This window comes from Meiothermus sp. (assembly GCF_026004075.1).
Lineage (GTDB): Bacteria > Deinococcota > Deinococci > Deinococcales > Thermaceae > Meiothermus.
The window spans coordinates 154,815-170,157 of record NZ_BPIK01000001.1 but is presented as its reverse complement, the minus strand read 5'-3'; the positions used below and the strand labels follow the sequence as shown (position 1 = coordinate 170,157).

Sequence of the window (15,343 nt, the reverse complement as noted above, 5' to 3'; positions counted from 1 at the left end):
AAAACGATGTTACTTAAGTTCTACTTCAACGCTGGACATCTTGAAGTCTTCCACCAGCACACCCGCGGCCTGCCCGCTTACCGCGACGCTGCCCACGGTGGCGCTGACGCTCACACCGTAGGTGCCAGGCGGAAGGGTGCTGAATACATACTTGCCGCTGGCATCGGCCTGGGAGCTCGAGGCCACCGTAGCATTACTGGCATCCTTGATTTCCACCGTCACATTGCTGGGAGCTGTTGCCGATTTGAGCGAAACCGTGATTCCACCGGTGGGCTCAAACTCGGCATCAACGGTGGTGACGGTATTCGCAAGGACACTGGCGGTTTTCTTAGTTAGGTAGACCACGTTCTCGGGGGTCTGGAGGCGGAAAGTGAACTCGTAGGTAGCAGGTGCAGCCACCGCTGCGAAGCTGTACAAGCCCAGGGCGTTGGTCTGGGTGGTGTAGGTGTTGTCGGCAGATTTGGCCTCCACACCGGCGTCCTGCGCTGCACGGCCTCCTTTGAAGGTGACCTTGCCGCTCACAGCCCCGGAGGTCACATCGCCGCTGGCCTTGACCACCGGCTTGAGCATGTAGCGGTCATTGCCGGTCTGTACCAGTGAGTGGCCCAGGTCAAACGCCAGTGTCAGGGTGGTGGTGGCGTCTGCCTGCACATTAAACCCGCCCTGGATGACCAGCTTGAGACCGGTCTGCTGGCCGCTGGGTATGCGCAACGGCACTTTGGTACCGTCCTTCATCACCAGATAAACCGATTGGGCATCGGCGCCCGACTCGGCAGGTGAAAACAGGCGGAACTGGGTATAGACTCCTGCCGGCACCGTGCCCTTGACAATGGTTGTGGCCTTACCCGACAGGGCCATCAGGTCAATGTCGGGATTACCGTCACCGTCGCTATCGCCCAGCTCGGTGTTGGGCTCCAGCTCAGCCACCCGGCCACCTTCACCCACCAGCTCAATGCACTTCAGGTTGACCACCACTTTGGCCATCTGCGAGAGGTCGGTTTGGGGTCGGCCCAGCGGGTCGAGGGAAGAAATCCCTTGGGCCAGCGAATTGCTCGATAGATCGGCGGTCATCAGCAAAGCCTGAAAATTGGTTTGATTGGCACTGGTAGACGAGGAGCCACAACCTGCCATCAGCACGGCCAGGACAAGAGCCGCGAGCAAATTACGAAGAACTGTAGTTTTCATGGTTGCTCCGTTTAGGTTCCCAACCCTAGGGGCCGGAACCGAACTGAGCTAAGTCTAGGAAAAGGCAATTAATCGGAGGTAAACAGCCCGGGTATTGTGAGCGCAAGGTAAAGACTATCTAAAGATTGTGGCTTAGATACTCGGCGAATCAGCTAAACTTTGCGAATCTTCATGCTCTGCACCTGGCCGGTCTCCGCGTTGATGCGGAAGGTCTTGTACTCGCGGGTGCGGGCCGCATCGCCCAGGCTCAGGTAGGCTGTGGGTTCGCGCACCACGAAGGACAGCGTGACCTCCCAGAACTGATTGTCGGGCGTAAGCTCGACCTCCTCGAGCCGCAGCTCGGGAATCTGCTTTTCGCTGAAGAGGGTCTGGATGTACTCGGTGGCGATCCTGACCGCTTCCTTGACCTCGAGCATAGATGAAGCGATTGTACCGCAACAGATACCGCGTCAGGTGTAAGCTATCTAGCGTGCCGCGCAAAATCATCCTCGACTGCGACCCCGGACACGACGACGCCATCGCCATCATGCTGGCCCTGGCCAGCGAGGAGCTCGAGGTTCTGGGCATCACCACCGTGCATGGCAACGTGGGCCTCGAGCGCACCACCCGTAACGCCCTGGTGGTGCGGGAAGTGCTGGGCAAGAGCGTGCCCATCTATGCCGGAGCCGACCGGCCCCTGGTGCGCGAGCGCATCAGCGCCGAGGCCGTGCATGGGGTCTCGGGGCTGGAAGGCCCCCACCTGCCCACCCCTAGCGGCCAAGCGGAGCCTAAGCACGCTGTGCACTTCATTATTGAGCAGGTGCTCCAGCATCCCGGCGAGGTCACGCTGGTGCCGGTAGGCCCTCTCACCAATATCGCGCTGGCTATGCGGCTCGAGCCCCGCATCATTCCCCAGATTCGGGAAATTGTGCTGATGGGCGGCTCGATTGACATTGGCAACTGGACACCGAGCGCCGAGTTCAACATCCTGTGCGACCCTCATGCGGCCAAAATCGTGTTTGGGGCAGGAGTTCCGCTGGTGATGATGGGCCTCAACCTGACCCATCAAACCATCGCCCCTCCCGAACGGGTGGCGCGCTTCCGCGCCCTGGGAACGCGGGTGGGGGCGTTTACGGCGGAGCTGCTCGAGTTCTTCCGCGAGCACCACATCAAGCGCTACAAGTGGGACGGAGCTCCCATCCACGATGCCTGCGCGGTGGCTTACTTGCTGCGCCCCGAGCTGTTCAAAACCGCGATGTTCAACGTGGAGATCGAGGCCAATGAGGGGCTGGCCTTTGGGCGCACGGTCTGCGACTACTGGGGTGTAACCGGCAAACAACCCAACTGCGAGGTGGGCCTCGAGGTTGACGTAGACGGCTTCTACGAGCTGCTGCTGGAGCGCATTGCGCGCTACGCGTAGCACGGGGGTTCGGGTGGCCGTAAAGATATAAGCTATAGACCATGAGCATTGTGGTGGTGGGAAGCATCAACATGGATCTGGTGGTGCGGGTCAAGCGACATCCGGTTCCCGGTGAAACCCTTCTGGGCTCAGACTACGAGACCCATCACGGCGGCAAAGGGGCCAACCAGGCGGTGGCCGCCGCGCGCATGCTGGCCCGCCCCATGCCCACCAAAAGCGCCAGCCCCGGCCCGGCCCCCGGGGTGCGCATGATTGGTAGGGTGGGGCAGGATGAGTTCGGCCAGCAGTTGCGCAACGCCCTCAAGCGCGAGGGGATCAATGTGAGCGCCACCCTTCCCATCGCAGCCCCCACCGGCGTGGCTTTCATTGCGATTGACGAGGAAGGGCAGAACACCATCATCGTCTCGCCGGGGGCCAACCACCGCCTGCGGCCCGAGCACCTCTCCCCCGCCGAGTTCGAGGGGGCCCAGGTGGTGGTCTTGCAGCTCGAGATTCCCCTCGAGACCGTGCGACGGGCAGCCGAGCTGGGCCGCCAGGCCGGCGCCCAGGTCATCCTGAATGCAGCACCTGCGCAAAAACTGCCCGATAAACTCCTACACCATATCGACATCCTGGTGGTCAACGAAATCGAAGCCCTGGGCCTGAGCGGGGTACTGCCCAACTCGCCCGAGATAGCCCTCGAGGTAGCCCAGCTACTGGCTAAAAAAGTGCCCACCGTCATCATCACCCTGGGTGAACAGGGAGCAGTGTGGGTATCCCCCGAGGGCCAGGGACATCAGCCAGTTCCCGAAGTAGAGGTCGTCGATGCCACTGGGGCCGGGGATGCCTTTATCGGGGCATTGGCCACAGCCCTCTGTGAGGGGATGTCGCTGGCCCAGGCCGTGAAACGCGGCTGTGTGGCTGGGGCTTTGGCCACCACCAAAACCGGTGCTCAGTCCTCATTGCCCTGGCGCGAGGAGGTGTACGCCCAGCTCGAGTCCTAACAGCACGCACAATTCCTGCTTGTTTTTGATAGGCTGCAATTGGTGTTGTTATCGGTCTATCATCTAACGGAGTATTTCTACCCCGACGCGGCACGGGACTCCTTCAACGAGCTGTGGCTTTATCCGGTAGACGATCACCGCCAAGGGCTTTTGGAGTTTCGCCTTAACATCGCACCCGACGTCATGCCCCGCAGCCGCCAGGATTACTTTCACAACCGGATCTACAGTTTTCACGTCACCCACCCCCACACGCAACTGCGGGTAGAAATGCGGGCCAGGGTTTTGACCTTTGCCACGCCGGAGCCTCTGCCAGTACCAGTTCAGGCCTTAAGCAGCCTGGAGTCCAGGTTTTTTGAGTTCCTGGCACCCACATCCAGGGTGCCCCTGCATTACAACTGGCTCGAGCTTCTAGGTTTGCGGCGCCCCAAGCCGCGCGAAAACCTACACGGCTACCTGCTGGAAGTGACGGAGCACCTCCACCGGAGTTTTCGCTACGACGCCGCCGCCACCGAGCTCAACACCCCACTGCTGCAATTTGTGGAAGGCCGGGCCGGGGTCTGCCAGGACTACGCCCAGGCCATGCTGGCGGTTCTACGCAGCGTGGGAATTCCGGCCCGGTATGTTTCGGGGTATCTGGCTACAGGGGTTGGCTCACAGGGCAGCCATGCCTGGGTCGAAGCCTTCGTGCCTGGCTCGGGCTGGTATGGCTACGACCCCACCAACAACTCCACCATTAACGAGCAGTACATCAAAAAAGCCCACGGGCGCGACTACGACGACTGCCCACCGCTCAAAGGGCTTCGCCGTGGGGGCGGCAAGGAACAGCTAAGCGTGCTGGTGCAGGTCGAGGTGCTGTCGGGCAGTTTTTGATCATGTACCGGATTTGCTTATCGCGTTACCTCAATTTTTGCCGCCAGTCCTAGAATCTACAAACCACCTTACCCAAATCAGGCACTGCAGTTATGTTTAGAGCATGAACCGCCGTGCTTACCCATCGGACGTCCGTGATGAGGAATGGGCTCTGGTGCTGCCCTATTTGACCCTCGCCCCGCTGGAAGCACCCCAGCGCAAGTACGACCTGCGCGAAGTGTTCAACGCCCTGCGCTGGATGGTTCGAACCGGTGCTCAGTGGGACTACCTGCCCCACGACTTCCCACCCCCCCATATCGTTCAGGCGCAAGCCTACCGCTGGATGAACCGGGGGGTCTTCGAAGACCTGGTACACGACCTGCGCATGACCCTGCGAATGCTCCAGGGCAAAGCCGCCCATCCCAGCGCTGCCATCTACGATGCTCGCACCCTACAGTCCACCCCGCAAAGTGGGGAGCGGGCCGGATACGATGGGTACAAACGACGCAAGGGAAGCAAAGTTCACCTGGCGGTAGATACCCTGGGGCATCTGCTGGCCCTGGTAGTAACGGCGGCCAGTGAACAGGAACGGGCCCAGGTGGGAGCCCTCAGTCAACAGGTGCAGGAAGTGACGGGGGAGCAGGTGGAAGTGGCCTTTGTGGATCAGGGTTACACTGGGGAGGAAGCGGCACAAGCGGCAGAGGCGGAAGGCATCGCCCTGTGTGTGGTCAAGGTGGAAGGGGCCAAACGAGGATTCGTGCTGCTGCCGAAGCGTTGGGTGGTGGAACGTTCGTTTGCCTGGACATCCCGGTTTCGCAGGCTGGCGCGAGACTATGAGCGGCTGGCTGAGACCTTGCGAGGTTGGCACTGGTTGGCTTTTTCGATTCTGATGACAGCGAAAACTGTGGAGCTTTTACGAACAGCTAGTTAGCAGGCTCTAGCGGCTACGGGTCGTGCGCTGGGAGGTCTGGGTGGGTAAGAGGTAGCCGTGGTTGTCGGGGGCGTCGTCGGTAGCGGCGGTAATAACCCGGCCCGATTTGAGACGGGTGCCCTCACCAACCAGGTACACTGCGCCCCACGGACGGTAGGTGCTGGTGAGGGTGTCTTTCTGCACCCTGCCATTGGAGAATCGAATGGTGCGGTAAACCTGCACCGTGGCACCTTCGGCGGCCCAGTCTACCTGCACAAAGCGCTGAGCCGGCAGATCGGGGCTAACAATATAGCGAGTTGGTAGCGCTGGCGTACGGCTTAGTGTGACGGGATTGCTCCAGGTGACTTCGCGATCCTTAGTACCGAAAATGCGAAAGGTAATTTGGCTGCCGCTCACACTACTCTGGATCTGCAGGTGACCAGGGGTATCGTTTTTGAACCTAAGGTCGAGGGAGGGTAAGAAAACCGCGGCATCCAGGCCGGTGGGCTGGTAGTAGCGCACCTGATAGCTGTGGGGCCGGCGCTGCACGATGGGCAGCCCCGCAAAGTAGGCCGCGCGGAAGAGGGTGGTCGAGACCTGGCACATCCCCCCACCTACCCCTTCTACCGTTTGTTCGCCCGAGATCACAAAGGCTTTTTTGAAGCCGGTGCGTTCGGAGACTTCGCCCATGGCCCTGGCAAACGAAAAAATTTCGCCTGGAGGAATCAGCACGCCATCAAGGCGGCTGGCCCCAAGCTGAATGTTGTAGCGGCGTTCGTAGGAGGAGCCCGCAAAGGAGGTGGTGGCCTCGGCCAGAAGCTGGCGAATGCCAAGGTTGTAGAAGTGAGGGGTGCCTCGAGGGTGCAGGGTGTGGCGCACCGGTAGCAAAAACTCGGTCTGGCCGGATTGCAGGGCCTCGAGATAGCGCTTCTTGGCCTCGGCCAGGTCGAAGGTATGGCCCATCTGGTCTTGCAGCACCCAGTCCTTCAAAGCCGCGTCGTAGCGCCAGCGGGCCTCGAGCGCAGGCCGGGCGGCCTTACTGAGCAGGTTCGGAAGCTGCCCCACCCCCCCAATCTTGATGCGCTGGGGCACCCCCACGGTCGCGATCTGGCCTTTTTCAATGCGGTTTTCTAAAGCGTAGTAAAGACCATCTGGCCCCGCTAAAGCTAGCGAAATCCAGCAAAAAATAGCCAATGTGGCAGCGCGCATATCCCCACTTTAAGGCCCAAAGTACTCAAAAAATGTGCAAACTAACCCTGGCCCTGCGCATGCCGGGCCATCCAGCTTTGCAGCACAACCTCATACTGCTCGGGGGCAAGACGAACCCGTTCGTAAAAACCTGCCTGCAAGCGCTGGCGCTGAGCCTCGAACAGGATTACCGCTGCCGCCACCGAAACATTCAGGCTCTGCACCATGCCCATCATGGGAATCAGAACGTGGGCATCGGCCAGCTCGGCGGCCTCTGGCGAGACCCCCCACTTCTCGGTACCCAGCAGGATGCAGGTTGGGCGGGTGTAATCGGCCTGGCGGTAGTCCACGGCCCGCTCGGAAAAATGCGCGGCCAGCACCTGAAAACCCCGCGCCTTGAGGTGGGCAAAAGCCGAGGCGGTATCGGCGTGCAGTGTAAGCCCCACCCACTTGGCCGCCGAGCCGGAGGTCTCGTTGAAGGTTTTGCCTTTGAGGCTGAGATCCTCGGCTTCTTCCAGGTTTGGAATACCGTGCTTGGCCGGGATGGCGTGGGCCTCGAGCACCCCCACCGCATCGCAAGAGCGCAGAATGGCCGAAAAGTTGTGGGGCTTATGCACCCGTTCCATCAGCACCGTCAGGTCGGGCTGGCGCTTGTCCAATACGGCGCGAATCCTGGCAAGGCGTTCTGGCGTCACGGAGGTTTATTGTACTGTGCCAAAATGACGGCATGAAAGCCATCGTGGTTGAACAGAACGGCCCGCCCGAACACCTGTGCTACCGGGAGGTACCCGAGCCCAGCCCCGGGCCCGACGAGGTGCTGGTGCGCACCAGCCTGACCAGCCTCAACTACGCCGACGTACAGGCCCGGCGGGGCGGCTACGAGGCTGGTTCACCGCCCCCTTTTATACCGGGGCTGGATGCAGTGGGGGTGGTGGAAGCCCTGGGCGCAGCGGTCAGGGGCCTGGCGCTGGGGCAACGGGTGGCAGTGTTTGCGAGTGGGGGCTCGTACGCCGAAAAAGTTCTGGCTAAAGCGGTGCTGACCTACCCGGTTCCCAACGACCTGCCCGACGAAGCGGTCGCGGGCCTGACCGCCCTGGTCACGGCCTACAACACCCTGACCTGGGCTGGGCGCTTGCAGCCAAACGAGACCGTACTGGTGCACGCTGCTGCGGGGGGCGTGGGCAGCCTGGCGGTGCAGATGGCGAAGGCTCTGGGTGCGGGGCTGGTCATCGGAACCGTGGGGCATCCGGCCAAGGCCGGGTTCGTCCGCAGTCTGGGGGCCGATGCCGTGGTGGGGTACGAGGGCTTTGCTGAGCAGGTGCTCGAGCGAACCCAGCAAAAAGGCGCCGATCTGATCCTCGACTCGGTGGCGGGGGAGGTTTTTAGCCAGGGCATGCGCTGCCTGGCCCCTTTTGGCCGCCTGGTGGTGTACGGGCATGCCAGCGGGCAGGCCGGTAGCTTCGAGACCCGCCCGCTGCACCGCCAGACCAAAGCCGTCATCGGCTACAGCAGCGGGCATTACCGGCGCAATCGGCCCGAGCTGCTGAGGCCCACCGTGGAGGCCGTCTTTGCCCTGCTCCGGTCAGGCAAGATTCAGCTCCACGTGGGCGCACGCTTCCGGCTCGAGCAGGCTGCCCAGGCCCAGGCCCTAATGGAAAGCCGGCAGAGCACCGGCAAAATCTTGCTTTATCCCTAAACTTCCCGCTCGGTGCGCGAGAGCGGCCAGCTCGACACTTCGTTGAGCGCCGCCACCTCTTCCGCGCTCAGTTGTAGCTGCGCGGCCGGTAGCAGATCCTGTAGCTGCTGCACGGTATTGGCCCCCACGATCGGGGCGGTGATGAAGGGGCGCGATAGCTGCCAGGCCAGGGCCACCTGGGCCGGATGCGCCCCGCGCTGCTGGGCAATTTCCAGAACCTTATCCAGTATCTTCCAGTTCTGCTCGCTAAAGCGTCCGCTGGCGATGCCCTGGGCCCGCACGCTCTCGGGCAGGGGCTGGTCGCGCCGGTACTTGCCGGTCAGAAAGCCACCGGCCAGGGGGCTGTAGGGAATGACGCCCAGGCCGTAGGTCTCGCAGACTCGAGCCAGCTCACGCTCGAAGTTCATGCGGGTGGGCATGGTCAGGCTGTACTCGGGCTGGATCGAGACAAAGCTCTCAAAACCATGTTTATCCGAGGCCCACAAAGCCTGCATTAAGCGCCAGGCCGAGAAGTTGGAGCAGCCAATATAGCGCACGTAGCCTTTGCGCACCAGATCGGTCAGGGCTGAGAGGGTCTCTTCGATGGGAACCAGGTTATCCACCCAGTGCACCTGATACAGGTCGATGTGGTCAACCTGCAGGCGGCGCAGGCTGTCCTCCACCGCCCGCATGATCCAGGCCCGCGAGAGCCCCTCGCGCTGCAAGGGGTGGTTGCGCCCCTCCGAGCCCCCCGGCCCCATCGGGCCGCGCACCTTGGTAGCTACAATTACGCGGTCGCGCAGCCCCCGGCTTTTGAGCCAGCGCCCGATAATTTCCTCCGAGACCCCGCCGGGGTTGCCCGGCGCCCAGGTGCTGTAGATGTCGGCGGTATCGATCAGGTTGCCGCCCGCCTCCACGAACGCGTCCATGATGGCAAAAGCCGTGGATTCGTCGGCCGTCCAGCCAAACTGCATGGTGCCGAGGGCGATGGGGTAAACGAACAGACCGGATTCTCCTAGTTTGCGGTAGCGCATAGCGCCTGATTCTACGGCCATCGGCCTTCGAGCATTGCAACGTTTTTCATCTTTGCCCTTGGCGGCTCAGGGCTTAGGAAGCAGGCAGGTTGTGGGCGTTGGCCCGCAGGCGCTCGATAAGGGGGCGCAGCAGCTCACGCTTGAGCTTGAGTGACTGGCGGTTCACGATAAAGCGGGCGGTGGAGTGGGCCAGCACCTCAACCTCGAGCAAGCCCGCTGCTTTGAGGGTAGCCCCGGTCTGCACCACATCCACCACCGCATCGGCCAGCCCGGTGAGGGCGGCCAGCTCGACATTGCCGGCCAGCTCGATGATATCGGCCACCATCCCCCGTTCGCGCAGCACCTGCGCGGTAAAGCGGGGGTATTTGGTGGCAATCCGCCGGATGGGCCCGGTCACAGCCGGGTGGCGGATCAGCGAAAGGCGACAGGCCCCCGTGCCCAGATCCACCGGCTCGTACACATCGCGCCCCGACTCCAGCAACACATCCTTGCCCACCACCCCCACATCGGCAATCCCCAGGTCGACGTAGGTGGGCACGTCGTGGTTGCGCAGCTCGAGCACCGCCACCCCCCCCCTCCTGCCCATGCAGCAAGGCCCGTTCGCCCTCGAGGGGGGGCAGTTCCAGCCCGGCCTGCGTCAGGGCCCTGTAGCCATCTGCAAAGTTGCGCCCCTTGGGCAAAGCCACCACCAGTGCGAAGCGTCCTCGAATCATCCGAGCTTCCTTATATCACACCAAAGCCAGGCGCTCCATTCGGCCCTTTCTAAATGCGGCTACGATGCCACCGGTTCTGGGCGAACCTCGAGGGCATGGTCGTGGTCGGGGATCAGGTCTTCGGCCTCCCGCACCACCCGGAACAAGTACCCCCCCAGGCCCACCACCATCCCCAGCAGACCGCTAATCACCAACAAAAGCGCCATTCCGGCCCCGGGCCCCACCCCCACCAGACCCCCAAAAAAACCTGCCAGGGCCCCATCGGGCATCATGGCTGGGGTCAGCACCCGGTCGGCCAGGGGGCCGGCCACCAGCATCGCCAAAGGCCCAGCCACCCAGGCGATCATGCGCCGGGCCGCGAACACTTTGCCCTGCACATCGGGGGGTACTTTGGCCTGCCAGATGGCCTGGTTGGAGCCGTTCAGGATGGGTACAATCAGGGCAAATATAAAGGCGCAGGTAGCCCAGACCCACACGCTCTGTCCCAGGCCCAGCAACACGCTGCCAAAAAAGCTCGAGAGCACCCAGCCCATAAGCACCCCGTGCACCTTGCGGCGGGGGCCGCCCCAGGTGGAGAGCAGCACCCCGCCCAGCACGCCCCCAATGCCCGCGGCACTCTGCACGGTCGCGAGCGCGGTTTCGCTCGAGGCCGTACGGGCCAGAATCATCGCAGCCATGATGGCCGAACCCAGGTTGGCCACCAAATTGCCCAGCAAGAACACCGTCTGCAAGCCCAGCAGGCTGGGCCTGGCAAAAATGAACCGGAAGCCATACAGGGCCTCACTCAGCAAGCTTCCCCGGCTTTCCCTGCCTGCTGCGCTTTGCTTGGGCTGCGGTACATGTACCAGCATAAGGGTAGTGAAAGCCGCCGTAAACGTGAGCAGATCCAGTAGAAGAATGCCCCTCAGCCCCACCAGCCCCAGCAGGATACCCGCCAGAATGGGAGCCCCAATGCCCGAAGCCGATTCGGCCAGCGAGAGCAGGCCATTGGCCCGGGCGTAGTCTTTCTTGTCTACCATGGTGGAGATGGCCGCCGAGTAGGCAGGCCACTGGAAGGCACTGGTCAGGCCGTTGAGCGCGCCTACCACGTACAGATGCCATATCTCAAGGTTTCCGCTCAAATAAAGCAAAAATACCGCCAGCGTACCTCCAGCAGCGCCCAGATCGGAGACCATCATCATGAGCTTGCGGTTGCCCCGATCGACCCAGGCCCCCGCCAGGGGCGAGATCAGGATGAGCGGAACCATATAGAAAAAGCCCATCAGAGCCAGCGAGGTCGCCAGCCCGGTTTTTTCGAAGGCCCAGATGGTAAGAGCAAACTGGCTCATGCCGCTGCCCACCAGCGAGACCAGTTGCCCGAAAGCCACCAGCGTAAATCCCTTAAGCCCGGTTAGGTGTGGCTGCATAGCGCTGTCAAAAGGTGCGTTAACCTCCAAATTCCTTTCCTGGTTCAAGTGTAGGCAAAGTCTACTCCACGAAAAATACAAAACCTGGAGTAGCATAAAAATATGCTCCAAACAACACCCAGGGCACATTTGGTCGATAACGCGCTGGCCGCCCGCATTCTGGCCGATCCCGAGGCCGCCGTATTCCTCAAGCCCTTTATGCGCGGCCCCACCCCGGTCAAAGCCGCTGCCGAGGAGTTCAAAATACCCATTCAGACCATGCATTACCGGGTTCTGCAGATGCTCAAGGCCGGCTTATTGGAAGTAGCGGCAGTCTCCAAAAGACGGGGGCGGCCCGTCAAGCACTACCAGGCCACCTCCAGCTCTTTCCGCGTTCCCCTGGAACTGATACCCCAGCGCCTCCTAGAAAACTTAACCGGCCATGCTTTCTGGAAAGCCCGCCTCGAGCGCAGCCTGCAAAAAGCCCTTAGAGCGCACGAGTACGGATCGGAAATCGTGGTCTACCGCAACGCCGATGGGCTGCTGGTCTGGGGTTCGCACCTCGAGGATGAATCAAGCCCACCCGAACACCTAAACCCCCAGCACCCGGCCGTTCTCAACCTCTGGAACGGGGGTCTGATGCTGGACAGAAGCGATGCCAAAGCCTTGCAGCGCGACCTTTGGGAACTCTATGAACGCTATGCTCACCGGAATGGTACAGAAAAATATGTGCTCCATCTGGGCCTGGCACCAACCCTCGAGACCTGACGCGCAAAGTTATGGCCTCAGGACGGGGCTGTCCGGGGGTTTGCGTTAGCTTACCCCCACAGCCCTGCATAACCTTGACGCATAGCGCATATGGGTGTATCTTATTCTTATCAGCCCCGGCAACCGGGGGTTTTTCATTTAACATGGCCCGCGAGCGTTTAGACAAAGTGTTAGGGCATCTGGGCGTGGGCACCCGCAAAGAGATACACCGGCTGGCTCGAGCGGGTCTGATTACCATCAATGGCGAGATCATCACCGATGCCAGCTTCAAGTTTGACCCCGACCAGGCCCGCATCGAGGTGGCTGGGGAGCCACTGGTATACCAAAAATTCTTTTACCTTCTGCTCAACAAGCCCGCCGGCTACATCACCTCCACCAAAGACCCTAGCGGCACCCCCATCACGACCCTCCTGCCCGAAGAGTTCTGGCGCAACGACTGGATGCCCGTAGGTCGCCTGGACAAAGATACCGAGGGCCTTTTGCTGCTCACCACCGACGGTGAGCTATTGCACCGGCTCACCCATCCGCGCTGGAAGGTAACCAAGCGCTACTATGTGGAGTTAGCCAGCCCCGCAACCCCCGAGGATGTCGCGGTCTTTGCAGCGGGTACGCTCGAGCTCGAGGGTGAGCCGCTTCAGCCCGCAGAGCTGCACCTAGGCTCCGACCCTCGCAAGGTCGAGTTGGTCATTCGAGAAGGCCGGTTTCACCAGGTCAAGCGGATGTTTGCCGCTCGAGGCAACCAGGTGACCTACCTCAAACGCCTGGCCTTTGGGCCGCTCTGGCTTCCACCCGATCTGCCCATAGGGGCCAGCCGCGAGCTTACGCCAGATGAAATAAAAGCCCTCTACGAGGCGGTTGGCTTGCCCAGCCAAAAATAAAATAAGCGGGGTATCTTCCGCGTTAAAAACAATTATAACAGACTATTCAAAAATGAAAAGCGATATACAAGAAATCCCCCAGCCGCCAAACTATAAATTGTAAAGTGAAGCATGGTTGGTTAAGAGCCATCCGGTAGAGTGAGCCCCTGTATGGAAGCAGTAGACCAGCGCATCCTCTCGGTCAAAGACGCGGTGCTTACCCGTCGTAGCATCCGCAAGTTCAAAGCCCAGCCCATTCCCAAAGAAGTGCTGGAGGAAATCTTGTCGCTAGCGCTCAAAGCGCCCAGCTCCAACAACCTTCAGCCCTGGCGGGTGGTGGTGGTGCAGAATCCCGAGCTTAAGGAGCGCCTGCGCGAAGCCGCCAACAACCAGGCCCAGGTCAGCTCGGCTCCTGCGGTGTTGGTGGTATATAGCGATATGAAGGATACCCTCGAGCACGTGGAAGAAACCCTCCATCCTGGCTTTTCCCTGGAACAAAAACAAATCCGGGCCGCCAATCTGCGCAAAGCCTGGGAAAACAAAAGCGACGAGGAGTGCGAAAACTGGGGTAAGGCCCAGGGCTTCATTCTGCTGGCCTTCTTGATGTTGATCGCTCGCTCCTATGGCTACGACACCGTACCAATGGGCGGGTTCAATGCGAGCAAGGTCAAAGAAATCCTGAACTTGCCCCCACATGTTGCTATCACCGCGCTGCTACCCATTGGCATCGCCGATGAAACCGGCTTCGAACACCACCGCCACGACCTACAGCGGGTGGTGCGCTGGCAGTAGGTGGAGCGGCCCTGGCGCATGGGCCATGCCGTAGGATGGAGGCATGTACGAGTTTCTGCTATCCTTCCACAACATCACCCGATGGTTGGTACTGCTCGCTGCCGTATACCTGGTTTACCGGAGCGTCGTTGGGCTTAGCCGCCGTAGTTATGAGCCCTCCGACCGTCAGGCCGGCCTAATCTATACCGGTTTGATGGACGTGCAGCTGCTGCTGGGCGTTTTGCTGATGATTCTAAGCCCGGTGGTACAGAGCGCGCTGGCCAACCCTGGTGCAGCCATGCAAAATAGCCAGATTCGCTTTTTCATAGCAGAGCACTGGGTACTGATGCTGGCTGCGGTAGTACTGGCCCATGTGGGGAGTGTTCGCATCAAAAAGGCTACCGACGCCCTGCTCAAGCACCGTCAGGCCCTGGTCTGGTATGGCTCGAGCATTGTGCTGCTCTTGCTGGCTATTCCCTGGTGGCGACCTCTGCTGCGCCTCGGGTAGTCGTCTCAGCAAGTCAACAGAGGAGGCCGAAGCCTCCTCTGTTGGAAGGGACTGCTGGTTTATTTCTTGACGGTTTCCTTCAGGGCTTTGCCGGGCTTGAAGGCAGGGTACTTGGAAGCCGGAATCTTGATCTTTTGGGTGGTGCCGGGCTTCACGCCGGTGCGGGCTTTGCGGCTGCGCACTTCGAAGGTGCCGAAGCCGGTCAACTGCACTTTATTACCGGCCTTGAGGGCTTCTTCGACTTTGCTCAGGAAAGCGTCCACAGCGGCTTTGGCGTCTTTCTTCTTCAAGCCAGCAGTAGCGGCCACTTGGTCAATCAGGTCGGCTTTGGTTTTGGTTTTCTTTGCTGCAGCTCGTGCCATACTGTTACCTCCTTTATTTTCCCTTCGGCACGGAGTGTATCACACCTGATACACAAATTGCAAGCATCAGGGCGGTGTTAAAAGCAATTTTGCTTCAAACAGAATGCCTAAACCGTGGGCTTTCTGTGGTACTCGGGGGGCAAAAGTGCGGTCACAGCGGCCTCGAGGCGGTGTGTGACCTCTTCCAAAGTCTGGTGGTCGGGCTTGCCGGGAGGGAGCACGATGGGATCTCCGAACACCACCCGAACCCTACGGCGCAGGCGCGGCCCTTTGCCCACCGGCCAGGCTTTATCGCTGCCGATGATGGCGGCTGGAACAATCACCGCGCCCGTGCGCAGGGCAATGGCCGCCGCGCCGGTCTTGAAGGGCTCGATAAAGCCGGTACGGCTGCGGCGTCCCTCGGGAAAGATGCCAAAGGCCATACCGTTTTTGAGCACGCGGATGGCGGCCTTAATCGCTCCCAAGTCCCCCGAACCCCTCGAGACCGGAATCACGTACAGGCGCGGTAAAAGCCAGCGCAGGATGGGGTAGTTGAACACATCGTCGCGCGACATGTAGCTCACCACCCGAGGGCAGGCCACCCCCATCACCACCGGATCGAGGAAGGACATATGGTTGGAGGCCAGTATCACCGGGCCTTCCTTGGGAATTTTCTCGGCCCCTTCCACCTTCAGGCCAAACAAGACCTGCAGCAAGAGCCGCGCAATTACCTTACAGACCTTGTACACGCCCAAGCCGTACTCGTACATGGCCCAA

17 protein-coding genes and 1 pseudogene are annotated in these 15,343 nt (G+C 60.9%); 9 read left to right on the top strand and 9 right to left on the bottom strand.

Going from position 1 to position 15,343, the window contains the following annotated elements; all coding sequences use genetic code 11:
• Positions 1 to 9: 9 nt before the first annotated feature.
• Positions 10 to 1,071 carry a DUF4382 domain-containing protein gene (locus tag Q0X18_RS00820; RefSeq protein WP_297557354.1) on the bottom strand — a complete coding sequence of 354 codons (1,062 nt, stop codon included), beginning with the start codon at positions 1,069 to 1,071 and terminating at the stop codon, positions 10 to 12.
• Between the two features lie 266 nt (positions 1,072 to 1,337).
• Positions 1,338 to 1,601 (bottom strand): hypothetical protein, encoded by a 264-nt coding sequence (locus Q0X18_RS00815; RefSeq protein WP_297557352.1) that lies wholly within the window; start codon positions 1,599 to 1,601, stop codon positions 1,338 to 1,340.
• A 53-nt stretch (positions 1,602 to 1,654) separates the two neighbouring features.
• Here Q0X18_RS00815 and Q0X18_RS00810 point away from each other — a divergent pair, with 53 nt between their 5' ends.
• The 4 genes from Q0X18_RS00810 (at position 1,655) to Q0X18_RS00795 (ending at position 5,347) form a co-directional block, all read left to right on the top strand.
• On the top strand, positions 1,655 to 2,584 hold the full coding sequence (locus tag Q0X18_RS00810) for a nucleoside hydrolase (RefSeq protein WP_297557351.1): 930 nt from the start codon (positions 1,655 to 1,657) through the stop codon (positions 2,582 to 2,584).
• Between the two features lie 41 nt (positions 2,585 to 2,625).
• Positions 2,626 to 3,567, top strand: a complete 942-nt coding sequence (gene rbsK, locus Q0X18_RS00805; RefSeq protein WP_297557350.1) for a ribokinase — start codon at positions 2,626 to 2,628, stop codon at positions 3,565 to 3,567.
• Between the two features lie 42 nt (positions 3,568 to 3,609).
• On the top strand, positions 3,610 to 4,437 hold the full coding sequence (locus Q0X18_RS00800; RefSeq protein ID WP_297557349.1) for a transglutaminase family protein: 828 nt from the start codon (positions 3,610 to 3,612) through the stop codon (positions 4,435 to 4,437).
• A 103-nt stretch (positions 4,438 to 4,540) separates the two neighbouring features.
• Positions 4,541 to 5,347, top strand: coding sequence for an IS5 family transposase (locus tag Q0X18_RS00795; protein WP_119342530.1), 807 nt, complete (start codon positions 4,541 to 4,543; stop codon positions 5,345 to 5,347).
• Between the two features lie 6 nt (positions 5,348 to 5,353).
• Here the strand turns inward: Q0X18_RS00795 and Q0X18_RS00790 are convergent, their stop codons facing one another.
• Both Q0X18_RS00790 and trmH read right to left on the bottom strand, forming a co-directional pair.
• Complete coding sequence (locus tag Q0X18_RS00790; protein ID WP_297557347.1) at positions 5,354 to 6,535, bottom strand: VanW family protein; 1,182 nt, start codon at positions 6,533 to 6,535, stop codon at positions 5,354 to 5,356.
• 41 nt (positions 6,536 to 6,576) lie between these two features.
• Positions 6,577 to 7,209, bottom strand: coding sequence for a tRNA (guanosine(18)-2'-O)-methyltransferase TrmH (trmH, locus tag Q0X18_RS00785; protein ID WP_297557345.1), 633 nt, complete (start codon positions 7,207 to 7,209; stop codon positions 6,577 to 6,579).
• A 32-nt stretch (positions 7,210 to 7,241) separates the two neighbouring features.
• On the opposite strand from trmH, the gene Q0X18_RS00780 reads away from it, so the two are divergent.
• Entirely contained in the window at positions 7,242 to 8,210 is a 969-nt protein-coding gene (locus Q0X18_RS00780; protein ID WP_297557344.1) for an NADPH:quinone oxidoreductase family protein, read from the top strand.
• Here the strand turns inward: Q0X18_RS00780 and Q0X18_RS00775 are convergent.
• From Q0X18_RS00775 to Q0X18_RS00765, 3 genes and pseudogenes are all read right to left on the bottom strand, one after another.
• Entirely contained in the window at positions 8,207 to 9,223 is a 1,017-nt protein-coding gene (locus tag Q0X18_RS00775; protein ID WP_297557342.1) for an aldo/keto reductase, read from the bottom strand. The two genes, Q0X18_RS00780 and Q0X18_RS00775, sit on opposite strands and share 4 nt — an antisense overlap.
• A gap of 73 nt (positions 9,224 to 9,296) precedes the next feature.
• Positions 9,297 to 9,936, bottom strand: a pseudogene (hisG, locus tag Q0X18_RS00770) (ATP phosphoribosyltransferase).
• 59 nt (positions 9,937 to 9,995) lie between these two features.
• A complete protein-coding gene (locus tag Q0X18_RS00765; protein WP_297557340.1) occupies positions 9,996 to 11,342 on the bottom strand; it encodes an MFS transporter in 1,347 nt (448 codons plus the stop codon).
• Positions 11,343 to 11,444: 102 nt separating this feature from the next.
• Between Q0X18_RS00765 and Q0X18_RS00760 the strand changes: the two genes are divergently transcribed.
• The 4 genes from Q0X18_RS00760 (at position 11,445) to Q0X18_RS00745 (ending at position 14,225) form a co-directional block, all read left to right on the top strand.
• Entirely contained in the window at positions 11,445 to 12,089 is a 645-nt protein-coding gene (locus Q0X18_RS00760; protein WP_297557338.1) for a helix-turn-helix domain-containing protein, read from the top strand.
• Positions 12,090 to 12,232: 143 nt separating this feature from the next.
• Positions 12,233 to 12,967, top strand: coding sequence for a pseudouridine synthase (locus Q0X18_RS00755; RefSeq protein ID WP_297557336.1), 735 nt, complete (start codon positions 12,233 to 12,235; stop codon positions 12,965 to 12,967).
• Positions 12,968 to 13,117: 150 nt separating this feature from the next.
• A complete protein-coding gene (locus Q0X18_RS00750; protein ID WP_297557335.1) occupies positions 13,118 to 13,738 on the top strand; it encodes a nitroreductase family protein in 621 nt (206 codons plus the stop codon).
• 43 nt (positions 13,739 to 13,781) lie between these two features.
• Positions 13,782 to 14,225 (top strand): hypothetical protein, encoded by a 444-nt coding sequence (locus Q0X18_RS00745; RefSeq protein ID WP_297557333.1) that lies wholly within the window; start codon positions 13,782 to 13,784, stop codon positions 14,223 to 14,225.
• A gap of 59 nt (positions 14,226 to 14,284) precedes the next feature.
• Here the strand turns inward: Q0X18_RS00745 and Q0X18_RS00740 are convergent, their stop codons facing one another.
• Both Q0X18_RS00740 and Q0X18_RS00735 read right to left on the bottom strand, forming a co-directional pair.
• Positions 14,285 to 14,587 (bottom strand): HU family DNA-binding protein, encoded by a 303-nt coding sequence (locus Q0X18_RS00740; RefSeq protein WP_013012479.1) that lies wholly within the window; start codon positions 14,585 to 14,587, stop codon positions 14,285 to 14,287.
• Between the two features lie 107 nt (positions 14,588 to 14,694).
• Positions 14,695 to 15,336 carry a 1-acyl-sn-glycerol-3-phosphate acyltransferase gene (locus Q0X18_RS00735; protein ID WP_297557329.1) on the bottom strand — a complete coding sequence of 214 codons (642 nt, stop codon included), beginning with the start codon at positions 15,334 to 15,336 and terminating at the stop codon, positions 14,695 to 14,697.
• Positions 15,337 to 15,343: the final 7 nt, after the last annotated feature.